20 protein-coding genes are annotated in these 15940 nt (G+C 67.7%); 9 read left to right on the top strand and 11 right to left on the bottom strand.

Annotated features, from left to right (window positions below; all coding sequences use genetic code 11):
• Positions 1-32: 32 nt before the first annotated feature.
• Positions 33-671 (bottom strand): uracil-DNA glycosylase family protein, encoded by a 639-nt coding sequence (locus V7D63_RS08915; protein ID WP_333591917.1) that lies wholly within the window; start codon positions 669-671, stop codon positions 33-35.
• Positions 664-978, bottom strand: a complete 315-nt coding sequence (locus tag V7D63_RS08910; RefSeq protein ID WP_333591916.1) for a DUF3253 domain-containing protein — start codon at positions 976-978, stop codon at positions 664-666. Before V7D63_RS08910 ends, V7D63_RS08915 begins: the two co-directional genes overlap by 8 nt.
• Before the next feature lie 47 nt (positions 979-1025).
• Here V7D63_RS08910 and V7D63_RS08905 point away from each other — a divergent pair, with 47 nt between their 5' ends.
• Entirely contained in the window at positions 1026-1457 is a 432-nt protein-coding gene (locus V7D63_RS08905; protein ID WP_333591915.1) for a PaaI family thioesterase, read from the top strand.
• Positions 1458-1461: 4 nt separating this feature from the next.
• Positions 1462-2337, top strand: coding sequence for a hypothetical protein (locus V7D63_RS08900; RefSeq protein ID WP_333591914.1), 876 nt, complete (start codon positions 1462-1464; stop codon positions 2335-2337).
• 15 nt (positions 2338-2352) lie between these two features.
• Here V7D63_RS08900 and V7D63_RS08895 read toward each other — a convergent pair whose 3' ends face one another.
• Complete coding sequence (locus V7D63_RS08895) at positions 2353-2973, bottom strand: glutathione S-transferase family protein (RefSeq protein WP_333591913.1); 621 nt, start codon at positions 2971-2973, stop codon at positions 2353-2355.
• A 32-nt stretch (positions 2974-3005) separates the two neighbouring features.
• Entirely contained in the window at positions 3006-4277 is a 1272-nt protein-coding gene (locus V7D63_RS08890; RefSeq protein WP_333591912.1) for a NupC/NupG family nucleoside CNT transporter, read from the bottom strand.
• Positions 4278-4432: 155 nt separating this feature from the next.
• On the opposite strand from V7D63_RS08890, the gene V7D63_RS08885 reads away from it, so the two are divergent.
• Entirely contained in the window at positions 4433-5278 is an 846-nt protein-coding gene (locus tag V7D63_RS08885; RefSeq protein ID WP_333591911.1) for a DUF4349 domain-containing protein, read from the top strand.
• Between the two features lie 59 nt (positions 5279-5337).
• Here V7D63_RS08885 and V7D63_RS08880 read toward each other — a convergent pair whose 3' ends face one another.
• The 3 genes from V7D63_RS08880 to V7D63_RS08870 all read right to left on the bottom strand — a co-directional run bounded on the left by V7D63_RS08880 (position 5338) and on the right by V7D63_RS08870 (position 6936).
• Entirely contained in the window at positions 5338-5427 is a 90-nt protein-coding gene (locus tag V7D63_RS08880; protein ID WP_333591910.1) for an IPTL-CTERM sorting domain-containing protein, read from the bottom strand.
• A 252-nt stretch (positions 5428-5679) separates the two neighbouring features.
• On the bottom strand, positions 5680-5952 hold the full coding sequence (locus V7D63_RS08875; protein WP_333591909.1) for a hypothetical protein: 273 nt from the start codon (positions 5950-5952) through the stop codon (positions 5680-5682).
• Between the two features lie 102 nt (positions 5953-6054).
• A complete protein-coding gene (locus V7D63_RS08870; protein WP_333591908.1) occupies positions 6055-6936 on the bottom strand; it encodes a branched-chain amino acid aminotransferase in 882 nt (293 codons plus the stop codon).
• 82 nt (positions 6937-7018) lie between these two features.
• Between V7D63_RS08870 and V7D63_RS08865 the strand changes: the two genes are divergently transcribed.
• The 3 genes from V7D63_RS08865 to V7D63_RS08855 all read left to right on the top strand — a co-directional run bounded on the left by V7D63_RS08865 (position 7019) and on the right by V7D63_RS08855 (position 9782).
• Positions 7019-7735: a response regulator transcription factor gene (locus V7D63_RS08865; protein ID WP_333591907.1), complete on the top strand. Its 717-nt coding sequence runs from the start codon at positions 7019-7021 to the stop codon at positions 7733-7735.
• A gap of 136 nt (positions 7736-7871) precedes the next feature.
• The gene (locus tag V7D63_RS08860; protein ID WP_333591906.1) at positions 7872-9215 is read left to right on the top strand and encodes an ATP-binding protein; all 1344 of its coding nucleotides are present in this window, start codon (positions 7872-7874) and stop codon (positions 9213-9215) included.
• 87 nt (positions 9216-9302) lie between these two features.
• Positions 9303-9782 (top strand): hypothetical protein, encoded by a 480-nt coding sequence (locus V7D63_RS08855; RefSeq protein WP_333591905.1) that lies wholly within the window; start codon positions 9303-9305, stop codon positions 9780-9782.
• A 190-nt stretch (positions 9783-9972) separates the two neighbouring features.
• Here V7D63_RS08855 and proC read toward each other — a convergent pair whose 3' ends face one another.
• The 3 genes from proC to V7D63_RS08840 form a co-directional block, all read right to left on the bottom strand.
• Positions 9973-10770 (bottom strand): pyrroline-5-carboxylate reductase, encoded by a 798-nt coding sequence (gene proC, locus V7D63_RS08850; protein WP_333591904.1) that lies wholly within the window; start codon positions 10768-10770, stop codon positions 9973-9975.
• A 147-nt stretch (positions 10771-10917) separates the two neighbouring features.
• Complete coding sequence (locus V7D63_RS08845) at positions 10918-11421, bottom strand: YbjN domain-containing protein (protein ID WP_333591903.1); 504 nt, start codon at positions 11419-11421, stop codon at positions 10918-10920.
• Between the two features lie 82 nt (positions 11422-11503).
• A complete protein-coding gene (locus V7D63_RS08840) occupies positions 11504-11779 on the bottom strand; it encodes an accessory factor UbiK family protein (RefSeq protein ID WP_333591902.1) in 276 nt (91 codons plus the stop codon).
• Between the two features lie 174 nt (positions 11780-11953).
• Here V7D63_RS08840 and lgt point away from each other — a divergent pair, with 174 nt between their 5' ends.
• The 3 genes from lgt to pgeF are packed head-to-tail and all read left to right on the top strand — an operon-like array spanning position 11954 to position 14671.
• Positions 11954-12823 carry a prolipoprotein diacylglyceryl transferase gene (lgt, locus tag V7D63_RS08835; RefSeq protein ID WP_333591901.1) on the top strand — a complete coding sequence of 290 codons (870 nt, stop codon included), beginning with the start codon at positions 11954-11956 and terminating at the stop codon, positions 12821-12823.
• A 4-nt stretch (positions 12824-12827) separates the two neighbouring features.
• Positions 12828-13901 (top strand): class I SAM-dependent methyltransferase, encoded by a 1074-nt coding sequence (locus V7D63_RS08830; RefSeq protein WP_333591900.1) that lies wholly within the window; start codon positions 12828-12830, stop codon positions 13899-13901.
• On the top strand, positions 13898-14671 hold the full coding sequence (gene pgeF, locus V7D63_RS08825) for a peptidoglycan editing factor PgeF (RefSeq protein WP_333591899.1): 774 nt from the start codon (positions 13898-13900) through the stop codon (positions 14669-14671). The genes V7D63_RS08830 and pgeF overlap by 4 nt, the downstream gene beginning before the upstream one ends.
• A gap of 179 nt (positions 14672-14850) precedes the next feature.
• Here pgeF and lpxC read toward each other — a convergent pair whose 3' ends face one another.
• A complete protein-coding gene (gene lpxC / locus V7D63_RS08820; RefSeq protein ID WP_333591933.1) occupies positions 14851-15750 on the bottom strand; it encodes a UDP-3-O-acyl-N-acetylglucosamine deacetylase in 900 nt (299 codons plus the stop codon).
• Between the last annotated feature and the right edge of the window lie 190 nt (positions 15751-15940).

Genomic DNA, 15940 nt, shown 5'->3' with positions numbered 1-15940 from the left:
CGCACGAGGCGACGGAAATCCCACGACCTGCCTCACGAAAGATCTGGATCCCGGCTTTCGCCGGGATGAGCGGGTGTGAGGATGTCTCTGACGCGCGCCCGCAGATACGGCACCACCTCGGCGTCGAACCAGGGGTTCCGTTCCAGCCAGGGCGTGTTGCGCCACGACGGGTGCGGCAGGGGCAGGATCGCGGGCGCATAATCACGCCAGGCGCGCACCGTCTCGGTCATGGTCGCCTTCATCCGCTCGCCCAGGGTCCAGGCCTGCGCATAGCTCCCGACCAGCAGCGTCAGTTCGACGTTCGGCAGGTTCGCCAACAGCCGCGGCCGCCACAGGGCCGCACAGCGCGGTGGCGGCGGATAGTCCCCGCCGCTCCGGCCGTTCTTCGCGGGCGCCGTGCCCGGATAGCAGAAGGCCTGGGGCGCCACGCCCAGGCGCGGATCGGCGTAGAAGGTCTGATAGTCCACGCCCATCCAGTCGCGCAGCCGGTCGCCGGACGGGTCGGTGAAGGGCAGTCCGCTCTCATGCACCCGGCGCCCCGGCGCCTGACCGCAGATCAGCAGCCGGGTCTGGGGCGTGGCCATGACCACCGGGCGCGGCGTATGCGCAAACTCGCCCGCGCAGGCGCGACAGGCGCGGATGTCTTCGAGAACGGACGCGAGGTCAGTCATCGCCCTCGTCGGACACGGGCGGCAGGGCGGCCTTGGCGGCGGCGGCCTCCTCGGCCGTGGGGTGACGCAGGCGGATGACGCCCTTCATCTGGGCCGGGTCGATGGGCTTGCCCTTCTTGGTGATCGTCAGTCGGCCCTGACGCATCAGGTTCAGGGCCACGGCCTTCACGCGCGGCAGCATCCGCTGCCACTGTTCGGGCTGCAGGGCCTTGGCCACGTCGGAGGGTTCGATGCTCTTGCCGTTGTCGCCCCGGGGGTCGACAGCCGACAGTTTTTCAAAGATCGCGGATTCAATCGGGTCGCTCATGGCGCCTATATGCTGCATCCACGGCGCGGAAAGAAGGCGGAGTTCACATGGTTGGAAAGGTCACGGTCACCGAGGGCGAGTTCGCCGGCTGGAAGACCTATGACACCCACGGCACCTTCGATCAGGTGGTGGGACCGTTTTACTTCCGGCCCGATCCCGACGGGCGGATGCGCTGCGCCTTTCGGGCCGAGGCCAAGCACATGAACATGGGCGGGCGGATGCACGGCGGCTGCCTGATGACCTTCGCCGACATCGCCCTGTTCCAGACCGCCTATCAGGAGATGGAGGGCAAGAACGGCGTGACCGTGCAGTTGGACTCCACCCTGGTCGACGGCGTCTATGAGGGCGAACTGGTCGAGGCCACCGGCGAGGTGGTGCGCGCGGGCGGCAGCCTGATCTTCGTGCGCGGCCAGATCACGGTGGAGGCGCGGACGGTGATGACGTTTTCGGGGGTGATCAAGAAGTTTGGGCCGAGGTAGGACGATGGTCATCAACATCGACGACCTACGCGAAGAAAAGCTTCCGCCGAAATATACCGTCGCATCAGAGCATCTTGGAGATCTCGGATTTCGCGCTGTTTACGGCATTGATTATCCGGCCCTTATGACCGGCACAAACACCGCTTCCGACGACGAATTCATCGGCAAGCTGATGGTTAGAATGGGCTGGCGAATGAGTGGCCCAGAGAAGCTCACAGACGCTCAGCGTTCCAATCTAACCAAGGCCGATATGGAGAACTTCTGTCACGCTTTCGTAGCGCACGAGCCGACAATTTTTGAAGGCAATCCGCCAAGGCGCGGCGAAGACAGATTGACCTACGTTCGCCGAGCGGGGGGAGAAGCGGTTAAAAACCGAAGGGGACCATTTGAGAAAAGCGCCTTGCTCGATGCTCTCAGTTTGAACGAGAATGCCTCGTCACGCATGCGAGAACTTCTGGAAATAACGCGTCCTCCGTCAATAGATCTTCCTCTGATCTCGCGCAATCCTATCAACGATACAAATTTCATACTTAAGCAGGTCAAGGATGAAATACGTCGAATGGCCGCGCTTAGCGAAGCTGGCGCAGAATTGCAGTCGACACTGAATGACTACGCGCGAACAGCCATTTCAGAAATGAAGGCGAGTTCGGACCAGACTGAGCGAAACGCAAGGCAAGCAATGGGTGTGGGCGTCGCTGGTGTCCTCACCGGGGTTCTTGGCACCTTGATTGCGTTGGGAACCTGGTTCTGGACGGCTGAGCAACAGACCAAGGCAGAGGCCATGAGATCAGCAGATGCAGCTACCACAGCGATCGAACGGCAGGCTGATCGTGAACTACTGCGGCGCCAGTTGGCAGCTATTGAGCGGCTACAGCCATAGACTTCTCACTCTTCTCTAAACCCCCGCCCCCGCCGCCGGCCGCGCCTTGGCCGCCTCGAACCAGCGGTTCAGGTTGGTCAGTTCTTCCGGCGGGCGGTATTTGATCAGGCGGGCGAAATCCAGGCCCACGGCCGCCACCACGTCGGCGATCGTGAAGCGGTCGGCGGCGATCCATTCGCGGTCGGCCAGGCGGCGGTCCAGCGAGCGCATGTATTTCTCGGCCGCCAGCCGGTTGTAGTCGGCCACCTGGGGCATCTGGGTCGCCTCCAGCGCGGCCAGGGCCGGGTGGGTGTGGCGCACGTTCAGCATGATCGGATTGGCCAGGTAGAATTCACAGCGCCGGGTCCACATCTCGATCATCGCCTGTTCGACGGCGTCGTGGCCGAACAGGTTCGGCGCCGGGTTCAGCGCCTCCAGATAGCGGCAGATGGCCAGGGATTCGGTCAGACAAGTCCCGTCGTCCAGCTCCAGAGCCGGAACGTGCGGCACGCCGAATTTGGCGCGGTAATCGGGCGTGCGGTGTTCGCCCGACAACAGGTCGACCTCGACGATCTCGACCCCTTCGATCCCCTTTTCCGCCATGACCCAGCGGACCCGGCGCGGATTGGGCGCGCGATGCGAGGTGTAGAGTTTCATGGCCGGGTCTCCGTTGCCTGTCGCGACGGCTATCAGGCGAAGACGGCGGCGGGCAAGGCGCCGACGACGCAGGCGGTCATCAAGGTGGCCAGGAAGCCGGCGAACAGCGCCTTCCACACCAGGCCCAGCACCTCTTCGCGCCGCTCGGGCATCAACACCGAAAGCCCTGTGACGGTGATGCCGACCGAGCCGATGTTGGCGAAGCCGCACAGGGCATAGGTCATCAGCATCCGCGTACGCTCGGTCATGTCGCCGACCGGGATCTTGCCCAGTTCGATATAGGCCACGAACTCGGTCAGGGTCAGTTTGACGCCCAACAGCCAGCCGGCCTTGCCCGCCTCGGCCCAGTCGACGCCCATCAGCCAGGCGACGGGCATGAACAGCCAGCCCAGCATCCGCTCGACCGTGACGGGACCGTCGAACAGCCACAGCCCGCCCAGCATGACGTTGACCAGCGCCACCAGGGCCACGAAGACGATCAGCACCGCCGAGATGTTCAGCACCACCATCAGGCCGTCGGCCGTGCCCTTGACGATGGCGTCGATGGCGCTGTCGTATTTGAGCGCGGAGTCATAGTCGGCGGCGTGTCCGCCCTCCCCGGCCTTTTCCGGGATGATGATCCGGGCCAGCAGCACGCCCGCGGGCGCCGAGACGATGGAGGCCACCAGCACATGGCCCGCCGCGTTCGGCAGCACGGCCGACAGGATGGCGGCATAGGCCACCATGGTCGACCCGGCCACGGTCGCCAGACCGACGACCATCATCAGGAACAGTTCGGATCGCGTCAGCTTGTCCAGATAGGCGCGGATGACGATGGGGCTTTCGATCATGCCCAGAAAGATGTTGGCCGCCACCGCCAGGGCCGAGGCGCCGCCCAGGCCCATGGTCTTCTGGAACAGCAGGCCGAAGCCGTGGGTGATCCACTTCAATATCTTCCAGTGCCACAGCAAGGCCGACAGGGCCGAGATCACCAGGATCAGCGGCAGCACCTGAAAGGCGAAGGTGAACAGGGCGCCGTCATTGGTCACCGCATAGGGCTGATCGCCGCCGGCCAGATAGCCGAACACGAACTGGGTGCCGCGATTGGTCGCGTGGGCCAGTCCATCGACCGCCCCGGTGATGGCCGCCAACACGCTCTGCGAGCCGGGAATGGCGAACAGGGCCAGCACCAGCCCCGCCTGCACGGCCACAGCCCCCAGCGTCAGCCGCCAGGGAAAGGCGCGCTTGTTCTCCGACAGCCCCCAACAGGCCGCGACCACAACGGCCAGGCCCAGCAGACTTTGCAGGTTCAGGATGCTGAACATGGCCGCCCTCCGCCAGCCCCCCGCCGACGTCCTGTTCAACGCCACGTCGCCGCATCTGGCAAGGCGCAGTTTCGCGCGCTTGTCGCCCTGAATCCGTCGCGATGCACGCGCGTCATCACGGATCCGTGATCGACACGGTTTGGGAGAATGAGACGATGCGCAAACGTGTGTGGCTGGCTCTGGCCGGCGTGACGGTTCTGGCCGCTTGTCAGAACGTGGATCGGGCGGAACCTTCCGCCGAGACGGCTGACGCTGCGGCTGCGGCCGCGCCCACAGGTTCAGACGCCGCGAGGGTCTCTGCCACGCCTCCGCCGCTGGCGCGGATCGCCTATGCCTATCGCTACGCCCTGTCGTTGCCGGGCGATCATGGCGCCGTATTGATGAGCCGACACGAAATGGCCTGCGTTTCGGCTGGACCGGCCGTGTGCCAGGTGATGTCGGCGCAGGCCGATTGGACGGGCCGCACACCCGCCGGGCATTTGGAACTGCGCGGCGAACGCGGCTGGATCGACCGCTTCCGCGCCAATCTGGCCCTGGACGCCCAGGGGGCCGGAGGTCGGCTGGAATCGGCGAACACGGAAGGAGAGGATGTCACGCGCGCCTTGAGCGCCTCGACGCGCGGCGCCCAGACGACGGAGGGCCTGACCCAGCGCATACACGATCTCGAAGCGCGGCGAGGCGGCACGATGGCCCAGAGACTGGAGGTCGAAAACACACTGGCCGAACTCCAGCGTCAGCGGGACGCCTTCGAGATCGAGACCGGCGAACTGACCCGTCGGGTAGAAACCGCGCGTCTCAGCCTGACTTACCAGCCCGGCGGCGTCCTGGCGGCGGATCACCCGATGCGGCCGGTCGTACAGGCCCTGAACGGCGCGCTGGGCCTGTCCATGGGGATGTTGGCGACCCTGATCACGGTCGGCTCGGTCTTGCTGCCCGTGGCCGCGATCGCGTGCGTGACCTGGTGGGCGATCCGGCGGCGGCGGCGGACGGCGGCGGCCTGAGACAGCGAAAAGGCTCCGGTCCCGCGACCAGAGCCTTATGTTTCAGATCATCGGGCGGTTCAGGCGCGGACGGTCTGGCGTCGCATCACCATCAGGGCCGCGAAACCGGCCAGGATCAGGCCGAACAGGATCATGGCCCATTCGGTCATGGTCGGCACGGTCGACCAGGCTGACGTCGTCGACGTAGATTCCCGCCGGATCGTTCCGGCCGAGGAAGGTCAGGGTCGTGCTCGGGCCGCTGGCGACGACGGTCTGGGTGACCTGGACATAGGTCGCGGTGGCGGTCGTGGTTCCGAAGACGCAACTACCGGTGCAGGTGCCCGGCCGCCGTTGGTCGGCGCGCCGTTGGACCACAGCGCCTGAAGTTCGACCGGAGCGTCACCCCCGGTGTTTGTCCTATACTAGAAGGTCAGGGCATAGCTGGCGCCCGGCGTGGTCGCGATTGTCTGCGCCAGCGACGCCCCGCCGACGGCGTTCATACAAGCCGCGCCCACGCATCCGGCGCCAGAGGCGTTGACGCCGCTACGCGCCGGCGGCCCAAAGCCCCACGATATCGCGGTCCACGACGCCCCGCCGCTTTCGAAACCGCCATTGGCGACCTGGGCCGAAGCGGCCCCGGCCGCGCCGACGACGAACATCGCGGCGAACAGTCCGCAGATCACTCTCAGCATCATGTCTTTCCCTCCACGCCGCAGCATGATGGGCGGGACTGAAGAACAATGGTCCTCGAGGCAAGGCGTCTCGGCCTGGGCGCGAAACGGGCGATCCGCCGCGTCTCAGCCCTGACCGCGCACCAGACGGCCGTAGTCCTCCATCAGGCCCAGGCTGATTTCGCCAGGCGTGAAGCGATAGTCGCCGATCTCGCTGACGGGGGTGATCTCGGCCGCCGTGCCGCACAGGAAACACTCGCTGAAGCCCGCCAGTTCTTCCGGCAGGATATGGCGCGTCTCGACCTCCAGCCCCCGCGCGGCCAGCATCTCCAGCACCGTCTGGCGGGTGATGCCGTTCAGGATGGCGCCGTCGGCGGGCGGGGTGATCAGGCGGCCGTCCTGGACGAAGAAGACGTTGGCGCCCGTCGCCTCGGCCACATAGCCGCGCCAGTCCAGCAGCATGGCGTCGGAATAACCGCGCGCATCGGCATAGTGGCGGTTGATGGTGCCGATCATGTACAGGCCCGCCGCCTTGGCCTCGGTCGGGGCGGTTTCGGGCGACGGCCGCTTGTAGGGCGCCCAGCACAGGCGGATGCCCTTCTTCTTGGTCTCCGGGTCGAAATAGCTGGGCCAGTCCCACACGGCGATCGCCACGCGGACGGTCGTGTTGTGGGCCGGGACGCTGACCTGTTCCGAGCCGCGCCAGGCGATCGGGCGCACATAGGCGTCGGTCAGGCCGTTTCTGGCGCAGGTTTCCTTGCAGGCCTCGTTGATCTGGGCCACCGTGAACGGAATCTGGAAGTCGAGCACCTCGGCCGAACGGAACAGACGGTTGGTATGCTCCATCAGCTTGAAGATCTGGCCGTTGTACATTCGCTCGCCCTCGAACACCGAGGAGGCGTAATGAAGCCCGTGGGTCAAAACGTGCACTTTGGCTTCGCGCCAGGGCACGAATTCGCCGTCCATCCAGATCCAGCCGTCACGATCGTCGATAGGAACGAAGGCCATTGAACAACATCTCCCGCGTCGTCCCTGCGGTTAGAGCCGCCTGGACCGTCCAGGTCAACGCCGTCGCGGCCGGGGACGTGCGATGAGCGGCCGCTCGGGTCCCATCGCCGGGCCGGGCGAGGGCCGTCACCTGCTGGTCGTCGACGATGACGACCGGATTCGCGAACTGCTGAAGGAGTTCCTGAGCCGCGAGGGCTATCGCGTCACCGGCGCGGCCCACTCGGCAGCGGCGCGGCGGCTGATGGAGTTGATCGACTTCGACCTGGTGGTGCTGGACGTCATGATGCCCGGCGAAAGCGGGCTGGAGCTGACGACCTGGGTGCGCAACAAGGCCGAGCTGTCCAGGACGCCGGTTCTGCTGCTGACCGCGCGGGGCGATCCCGACGACCGCATCGAAGGTCTGTCGCGGGGCGCCGACGACTATATGTCCAAACCGTTCGAGCCGCGCGAACTGGCGCTGCGCATCGACGCCATCCTGAGGCGCACCGGCGGCAAGCCGATGACCCCGCGCGAAATCAAGCTGGGACCGGCGACCTTCGACATGGAGCGGCTGGAGCTGATGCGCGACGGCAAGCCGATGCGCCTGACCGAAGCCGAGGCGCAGTTGCTGAAGACCCTGGCCATCCACGCCCATTCGCCGGTCGAGCGCATGACCCTGTCGCCCGACACCGCCGACATCACCGGTCGAGCCGTGGACGTGCAGGTGACCCGCCTGCGCCGCAAGCTGGAGACCGATCCGAAGAACCCGCGCTACCTCCAGACGGTGCGCGGCGTCGGATACATGCTGGCGCCGGATTGATGGGCGCGCTGTCGTCAAATCCTCCCCCGTCGGGGGAGGTGGATCGACGCGTCAGCGTCGAGACGGAGGGGGCGATGGACGCACCTGCCCCCCTCCACCGCTTCGCGGCGCCCCTCCCCTGGTGGGGGAAGATTTTGTGAAACTCCTCCCCGCATCGCTCTGGCCGCGGTTTCTGAAGCGGCGGCTGCCGACCTCGCTGTGGGGTCGGTCGCTGCTGATCATCGTGCTGCCGGTCTTGGTGATGCAGGCGGCGGTGACCTGGATCTTCTTCGACGCCCACTGGCAGACGGTGACGGCGCGTCTGTCGGAAGGCTTGGCGGGCGACATCGCCTGGGCGGCCGAAAGCTATGCCGACGACCCCACGGCGCGGAACCTGGCGGTGATCGCCGACCGGGCCGAGCGGTCCATGTCCCTGTCCATCGCGCTACAGGAAGAGGCGACCTTGCCGCGCGAGCAGCAGCGCGGCCAGTTCGGGGTCATCGACCGGACCCTGGAGAAGGCGCTGGCGGCGCGGTTGGACCAGCCGTTCTGGTTCTCCACCACCCGCTATCCGGCCTATGTCGACATCCGGGTGCAGCAGCCGCAGGGCGTGCTGAGGATCATCGCCCCGCGCGAACGGGCGGTGGCGACCCAGGCGCATATCTTCGTGCTGTGGCTGATGGTGGCGACGGCGCTGCTGCTGGGGGTGGCGGTGTTGTTCATCCGCAATCAGGTGCGGGCCATCGAGCGGCTGGCCAGCGCGGCCGAGGCCTTTGGGCGCGGCGAGACCGTGCCGACCTTCAAGCCGCACGGCGCGCGCGAGGTGCGGGCGGCGGCGACCGCCTTCCTGGCCATGCGCGACCGCATTCAGAGGCATATCGACCAGAGGACGGCCCTTTTGGCCTCGGTCAGCCACGACCTGCGCACGCCCCTGACGCGGCTGCGCCTGGAGCTGGCCCTGGCTCCGGCCTTCAAACGTCAGGCCGCCATGAAGGGCGATCTGGACGAGATGGAGCACATGATCGACGAATACCTGGCCTTCGCGCGCGGCGAGACCGGGGAAGCGGCCCAGACGGTCGATGTCGGCGCCCTGCTGAAGGCCGCCGGCGAGGACGCCAAACGGGCCGGCGCCGAGGTCGAGGTGACGGCGCCCGAGACCCTGACCGCCAATCTGCGGCCGATGGCCTTCAAACGCGCCCTGATGAACCTGACGGGCAATGCGGCGGCGCATGGCGAACATGTGCGGCTGACGGCGCGGTCCCTGCCCTCGGGCGGGTTGGAGATCGCCGTCGAGGACGATGGGCCGGGCATACCCGAAGACATGCACGAAGAGGCGTTTCGGCCCTTCTCGCGGCTGGACGAGTCTCGCAACCAGAACCACAAGGGCGTCGGCCTGGGCCTGGCCATCGCCCGCGACGTGGCGCGCGGCCATGGCGGCGACATCACCCTGGCCCGCAGCGACATGGGCGGGCTGAAGGCGCTGGTGCGGCTGCCGGGCTAGGGTTCGCGGCGCGATCACGTTTCGCGGCGCTGGCTGGCGGCAGGCCGCCTCCAGGACCATATTCAAGCGGAAAATAGGAGTTTCGCCATGCGTCGTTTCGCCTTCGTCGCCCCGTTCGCCGCCGCCATGGCCATGGCCGCCGCGGCCCAGGCCGAGCCGCGCATCACCGTGACCCTGGGACCCGAGGTCCAGGCCAAGGCCGACGACCTGGGCGAACGCGAGGTGGCGCGTCAGGCCGATCGGCTGGCCGAGGTGGTCGGCCGGGCGCTGGCGCGCACCGACCGCTATGACGGCGCCGAGGTGCGGCTGACCCTGACCGAATTGAAACCGAACCGGCCGACCTTTGAACAGGTGGCGCGCACGCCCGGCCTGTCGGCCATCGACAGCATCAGCATCGGCGGCGCCGCGATCGAGGTCGAGGTGGTGCGGCCGAACGGCGACCGCACGACCGGCCGCTTCGATTATTTCTCGCACAGCCTGGCCGAAGTGCGCGGCTTCTCGACCTGGCAGGACGCCGACCGGGCCTATGCGCGCGCGGCCGCCCGCCTGGAGAGCGGACGAATCTGAGGATCTTCACCCCTCTCCCGTTGGGAGAGGGCTTGAACGCCCAAGAGCCTGCAAGGCGATTGGCGGCGTGAAAGGGTGAGGGGCGACTGGTGGGTGATGATCGGCGGATAGCCGGCCCTCACCCTTTCGGCTGGCGCATCGCTACGCTCTGCGAGCCTCAAGCCCTCTCCCAACGGGAGAGGGGTCAGTGTTAGCGCGACAACTCCTGCGCCCGCGCCCTCGCCGCCGCGACGGCGGCTTCGACGGCCGCGTCCAGCCCCTCGGCCGTCAACGCCTTCAGTCCCGCCTCGGTCGTGCCGCCGGGCGAGGCGACGCGGGCAATAAGGCTCTCGACCGTCTCGGTCCCGTCCAGACCGGCGGCGGCTGAGCGGACGGTGGCGCGGGCCAGGTCGGCGGCGACGGCGGGCGGCAGGCCTTGCGCCTCGCCCGCCTGGGCCAGGGCGCGGGTGAAGGCGAAGACATAGGCCGGTCCCGAACCGGCCATGGCCGTGACGGCGTCCATCATCGCCTCATCCGGGATGTCGACGACCGCGGCGACCGGCGCGAACAGGGACCGGGCCACGGCGGCGGCCGAGGCGTCCGCGCTCCACAGACCCGCCGCGCCCTTGCCCACGGCGACGCCGGTGGTCGGCATGACGCGGGCGACGGGACCGGCGAAGGCGGCCGCCAGATCGGCGCCGCGCACCCCGGCCATGACCGAGATCACGGGGGCGCCGCCGATTTTCGAGGCGATGTCGGCGGCGACGTCGCGCCACTTGGCCGGTTTGACGGCCAGAACCACGGCGCGGGCGCCGGACAGGGCTTCGACGGGCGGATTGATCCGCGCCCCGGCGGCGCGCGCGGTCTCGGCTGCGGGCTTGCCGGACGGGGTCAGGATGATCAGGTCGCGCGGATCGACCGCCCCGGTCGCCAGCCAGCCCTCGACCATCGCCGAGCCGAGACGGCCGCAGCCGACGAGGATGACGGGGCCGTTGCTAAATATGGTCATGCTTTTCCCCGCTCATCCCCGCGGAAGCGGGGACCCAGTGAGAGCTACGCGACGTGGCGCTGGATCAGCTTTAGCGGATCGGTTTCGCCGCTCCACCATCCAAAGGACTGGGTCCCCGCTTTCGCGGGGATGAGCGGACTTTGAAGATCACGCGCTGCCGACAGTCTCGAACAGGCACGCCGCCAGGGCGTCTTCGGCCTTCTTCATGCCCTTGGCCATGAAGCGGAAGGCCGGATAGTAGCGGTCGGCCGCCTCGATGGCGGCGTCGATCATCGAGGCCGCCTGGCCCAGGGTCGGGCGTTCGCCGTGCGGCAGGGCCAGGCTGTGGCGGAAGACGATCTCGCCCTCGTCCGGCCAGACCTCGAAATGGCCCAGCCAGGTGCGCTGGTTGATCAGGCCGGTCAGCTCATAGGCGGCGGCGCGGCGCGACTTGGTGATGCGCAGATCCAGCGCGCAGCACAGTTGCAGACAGTCGCCCTCGGGCCGCCAGGCGAACCACAGCTCATAGTCCTTCCAGTCCCCGGCCAGGGCGAAGGCCAGGTCGCCGTCGTCGGTGCGGTCGAACGGCAGATTTTCCGCGTTCAGGACGTGTTCGACCACGTCCAGAGGGTCCATCGGCACGTCGATCTCTTCGGGGCGGGCGGCGTCCATCAGGCGACGGTCCTTGGAAAAGGGCGCTTCGGCCGCGACTCACGACCGATGCTGGGACGGTAGGCGTGTTCGCGGATTCGCCTCAACCGGCTGCGTCCCCGGGGGGAGTTCCGCCTGTGGACGTTCCCTTTTTGGGTTTCGTGACCGTTTTCAAACCGGCGATTTCCGCGCGCAAGGCGGCGATCTCGGCCTTCAGGGCGTCGAACTCGTCGCGCCGGACCAGATCCAGCTCGGCCACCATGCGGTCGGTCTGGGCGCGGAAGGCGGCCTTGGCCTCTTCGCCCGCCGACTGGGCCAGGCCCATGGCGCCGGTGGTCATCTTGGACAGTTCGTCGAGGATCGGGTTGCGGGTCTGCATCGAAAGCTCCGGCCCGGCCGCGCCGGGTGTCGTTGGCAAGGGTCCGCCGAATATGGTGAACGCGGTCTTAACCGCCATGCGGCCGATGGTCGTCGGAACTCGCCTGTTGGGGGCGACGCGCGCGACGACGCTTGCTAAAGGGCGAAGAGAAGCAGCGACGCCAAAGGAGCCTCCGTGGTCTTTCCCGAGTTCGATCCCGTCCTGATCTCCATCGGTCCCCTGCCCATCCGCTGGTACGCCCTGGCCTATGTCGCGGGGATCGTGCTGGGCTGGTGGTACGCCGCCAAGCTGGTGAAGACCGAACGGGTCTGGGCGCCGGGCCGGCCGCCGATCAGCGGGGTGCAACTGGACGATCTGGCGCTGTGGATCACGATCGGCATCATCCTGGGCGGACGGCTGGGCTACGCCCTGTTCTACAAGCCGGTGATGTTCGCCCAACTGTTCACGGGCCAGACCTGGGGCGAGCGGCTGGAGCTGCTCCAGATGTGGGCCGGGGGCATGAGCTTCCACGGCGGCTTCCTGGGCGTGGCCCTGGCGATCATCTTGTTCGCGCGCAAGCACAATGCGCGGCTGCTGTCGCTGAGCGACCTGATCGCGCCGGTGGTGCCGATCGGCCTGTTCTTCGGCCGCCTGGCGAACTTCATCAACGGCGAACTGTGGGGGCGGATCACCGACGTGCCCTGGGCCATCCGCTTCTGCAACGCCCGCATCCTTGAGACCTACGGCTATTGCCCGGCGGGCGACGCGCCGCGCCATCCCAGCCAACTGTATGAGGCGGGGCTGGAGGGGCTGATGCTGTTCGGCCTGCTGTGGCTGGCGGTGTGGAAATGGCGGCTGCTGGCCAAGCCGGGATACGTCACCGGCCTGTTCCTGTTGGGCTATGGCCTGTCGCGGGCCTTGCTGGAGAACGTGCGTCAGCCGGACGCGGGGCTGGAGAACCTGCCGCTGCATCTGACCATGGGCATGATCCTGTCGATCCCGATGATCATCGTCGGCGCATGGCTGGTCTGGCGCGCCTGGAGCCGGCCGCCCGTCCAGGGCTGATCCGGTGTCGTTGAAGGCGCGGCTGTCGCGCGAGATCGCCCTGACCGGCCCGATGACCGTGGCCGACTATGTGACGCGCTGCCTGCATGACCCGCAGGACGGCTACTACGCGACGCGCCCTTCGCTGGGCGAAGGCGGCGACTTCATCACCGCGCCCATGGTCAGCCAGATGTTCGGCGAGCTGATCGGCCTGTGGGCGGTCGAGACCTGGTCGCGGCTGGGCGCGCCCGACCGGTTCCGCTTGGTCGAGGTGGGTCCCGGCGACGGCACGTTGATGGCCGACGCCCTGAGGGCCGCGCGATTGGCGCCGCCGTTCCTGGAGGCCTGCGATCTGGTGCTGATCGAGCCGTCCGGGCCGTTGCGGCAGATGCAGGCGAAACGGCTGGCGGACGGGGACGTCGAACCGCGCTGGGTCTCGGGGCTGGACCGGGTCGAGACGGACGCGCCGGTGATCCTGATCGCCAATGAAGTGCTGGACTGCCTGCCTGCGCGGCAGTTCGTTAAGACCGACGACGGCTGGGCCGAGCGTCGCGTCGGGGTCGATGACGAGGGCGGCCTGGTGTTCGGCCTGGTGAAGCCCAGCACAGGCTTCATCAAGCCGGAATTCGACGTCGCGCCGGGTCAGGTGATCGAAATCTCCGACGCTCAGGCCGGATTCGGGCGGGCGGTCGGCGAACTGGTCAAGGCGGCGACGGGCGCGGCCCTGCTGATCGACTACGGCCGGGCGCGGGCGGGCGCGGGCGACACCCTTCAGGCCCTGCACCGGCACAAGAAGGTCGATCCCCTGGCCGAGCCGGGCCAGGCGGACCTGACGCAATGGGCGGACTTCCCGACCGTGCTGGAGGCGGCGGTGCGGGCCGGGGCCGACGTGTCCGGCTGCCTGGACCAGGGCGAGTTCCTGCGCCTGCTGGGGATCGAGGCCCGGGCCGAACGGCTGAAGGACGGCCGCCCGGACGCGAGCGCGATCATCGACCGGCAGTTGGCGCGGCTGACGGCGCCGGACCAGATGGGCGAACTGTTCAAGGCCGCCGCCGTCTTCGCACCTCACGGGCTGGTGGTTCCGGGGTGGGAGGATTGACCGCGCCCGCGCCCATCACCCATCCGTTGCTGGCGCGCGCGGGCGTAAGGCACGGCTTCTTCACCCGCGCGGGCGGTGTGTCCGAGGGGCTGTACGCGGGCTTGAACACCGGCGTGGGTTCAAACGACGACCCGGCCGCCGTGGTCGAGAACCGACGCCGTGCGGCGGCGTGGATGGGCGGCGTCCCCGATGATTTCGCCGCCTGCTATCAGGTGCATTCGGCCGTCGCCCGGGTGGCCGAGGCGGGCTGGAGGGGCGAACGGCCCGAGGGCGACGCCAGCGTCACCGCAGCCCCCGGCGTGATCTGCGCCGTCCTGACCGCCGATTGCGCGCCGGTGCTGTTGGCCGACGCCGAGGCGGGCGTGGTCGCCGCCGTCCATGCGGGCTGGAAGGGCGCGCTGAACGGCGTGATCCACAGCGCGGTCTCGGCCATGCAGGCCCTGGGCGCGGAACCCGGTCGGACGGTCGCCGTGATCGGCCCGTGCATCGCCCAGTCCAGCTATGAGGTCGGCGCCGACTATCAGGCGCGGTTCGAGCACCACGATCCGGGCAGCGGACGGTTCTTCGCGCCGGGCGCGGCGACGGACAAACGCCAGTTCGACCTGGCCGGCTTCGTCCTGTGGCGGTTGGAACAGGCGGGCGTCGGCGAGGCGGCCTGGACCGGCGACGACACCTGGGCGGACGAAGCACGTTTCTATTCCAACCGCCGGGCCTTTCAGCGCGGCGAAGCGGATTTCGGACGATTGATGAGCGCGATCAGATCGGATTGAACCCTCTCCCGTTGGGAGAGGGCTTGAGCGCCCGAGAGCCGTCAGGCGATCGGACTTGCGCGAAAGGGTGAGGGTCGAGTGACGGGTGATGATCGGCAAACAGCCGCCCCTCACCCTTTCGGCTGGCGCATCGCTACGCTCTGCGAGCCTCAAACCCTCTCCCAACGGGAGAGGGAAGCCTAACCCGCTTCGGCCAGTTCCTCGACGCGGGTGACCTCGCGCCACGCATCCGGTTGGGCCAGCAGGGCGCGGACCAGCTTGTTGTTGACGGCGTGGCCCGCCTTGACGCCCTCGTAGCGGCCGATGATCGGCGCGCCCAGCACATAGAGGTCGCCGATGGCGTCCAGGGCCTTGTGACGCACGAATTCGCGCTCCATCCGCAGGCCGCCGGGGTTCAGGATCTCGTCGCCGTCGATGACCACGGCGTTTTCCAGCGACCCGCCGCGCGCCAGTCCAGCCTGACGCAGGGCCTCGACCTCATGGGCGAAACCGAAGGTGCGGGCGGCCATGATCTCGCTGCGGAAGGTGTCTTCGTCGACGACGAAATCCACCACCTGATTGCCGATGACGGGGGTCGGGAAGTCGATCTCGAACCGCATCTCATAGCGGTCGCAGGGCAGCAGCATGGCCGACTTGTCGCCCTCCTCCACCCGGATCGGTTTCAGGATCTCGATGTAGCGCACGGGAACCGACTGGCGACGGAAGCCCGCGCGATCCAGCAACTGCACGAATTGCAGGGCCGAGCCGTCCAGGATCGGCAGTTCCGGCCCGTCCACCTCGACCACGGCATTGGCCACGCCCAGGGCGCAGAAGGCGGCCATCAGATGCTCGATCGTCGACAGGCGCACGCCCGCCGCATTCTCGATCATGGTGTTCAGACGCGCATCGATGACGGCGTCGCCCGACACCGGAATGCGGTTGTCGCGGTCGGAGATATCGGTGCGGACGAAGACGATGCCGGTTCCCGGCGCCGCCGGACGCACGGCCAGACGCACGCGCTGGCCGGTGTGGACGCCCACGCCGGCGATGATCGCGGGCGCGACAAGCGTCTTTTCGCGGTGATCGGTCGTACGCGGCAAACTCAAACTCGCTGTCTTTGAAGCTGTCCGCATCTGCGCACGGATCAGCGCCCCATCGACCCTCTAACCGCGAGACGGCAAGCGAGAAACGAAACTCGAGTTTCGGATTGTTTCGTTTTGGGATGCAGGAGGGCTTAGGGCTTAGGGCTTAGGGCTTAGGGCTTAGGGCTTAGGGCTTAGGGCTTAGGGC

The organism is Brevundimonas sp., assembly GCF_036732845.1.
In the GTDB taxonomy this organism is placed as follows: Bacteria; Pseudomonadota; Alphaproteobacteria; order Caulobacterales; family Caulobacteraceae; genus Brevundimonas.
Note: the sequence above shows the minus strand (reverse complement) of the source record. Positions and strands in the feature narration are given on the sequence as shown.

What these genes read in the sequence shown, in the direction of transcription:
- V7D63_RS08915 (WP_333591917.1), bottom strand. Translation starts at nt 671, where the DNA reads ATGACTGACCTCGCGTCCGTTCTCGAAGACATCCGCGCCTGTCGCGCC.
- V7D63_RS08910 (WP_333591916.1), bottom strand. Translation starts at nt 978, where the DNA reads ATGAGCGACCCGATTGAATCCGCGATCTTTGAAAAACTGTCGGCTGTC.
- V7D63_RS08905 (WP_333591915.1), top strand. Translation starts at nt 1,026, where the DNA reads ATGGTTGGAAAGGTCACGGTCACCGAGGGCGAGTTCGCCGGCTGGAAG.
- V7D63_RS08900 (WP_333591914.1), top strand. Translation starts at nt 1,462, where the DNA reads ATGGTCATCAACATCGACGACCTACGCGAAGAAAAGCTTCCGCCGAAA.
- V7D63_RS08895 (WP_333591913.1), bottom strand. Translation starts at nt 2,973, where the DNA reads ATGAAACTCTACACCTCGCATCGCGCGCCCAATCCGCGCCGGGTCCGC.
- V7D63_RS08890 (WP_333591912.1), bottom strand. Translation starts at nt 4,277, where the DNA reads ATGTTCAGCATCCTGAACCTGCAAAGTCTGCTGGGCCTGGCCGTTGTG.
- V7D63_RS08885 (WP_333591911.1), top strand. Translation starts at nt 4,433, where the DNA reads ATGCGCAAACGTGTGTGGCTGGCTCTGGCCGGCGTGACGGTTCTGGCC.
- V7D63_RS08880 (WP_333591910.1), bottom strand. Translation starts at nt 5,427, where the DNA reads ATGACCGAATGGGCCATGATCCTGTTCGGCCTGATCCTGGCCGGTTTC.
- V7D63_RS08875 (WP_333591909.1), bottom strand. Translation starts at nt 5,952, where the DNA reads ATGATGCTGAGAGTGATCTGCGGACTGTTCGCCGCGATGTTCGTCGTC.
- V7D63_RS08870 (WP_333591908.1), bottom strand. Translation starts at nt 6,936, where the DNA reads ATGGCCTTCGTTCCTATCGACGATCGTGACGGCTGGATCTGGATGGAC.
- V7D63_RS08865 (WP_333591907.1), top strand. Translation starts at nt 7,019, where the DNA reads ATGAGCGGCCGCTCGGGTCCCATCGCCGGGCCGGGCGAGGGCCGTCAC.
- V7D63_RS08855 (WP_333591905.1), top strand. Translation starts at nt 9,303, where the DNA reads ATGCGTCGTTTCGCCTTCGTCGCCCCGTTCGCCGCCGCCATGGCCATG.
- proC (WP_333591904.1), bottom strand. Translation starts at nt 10,770, where the DNA reads ATGACCATATTTAGCAACGGCCCCGTCATCCTCGTCGGCTGCGGCCGT.
- V7D63_RS08845 (WP_333591903.1), bottom strand. Translation starts at nt 11,421, where the DNA reads ATGGACGCCGCCCGCCCCGAAGAGATCGACGTGCCGATGGACCCTCTG.
- V7D63_RS08840 (WP_333591902.1), bottom strand. Translation starts at nt 11,779, where the DNA reads ATGCAGACCCGCAACCCGATCCTCGACGAACTGTCCAAGATGACCACC.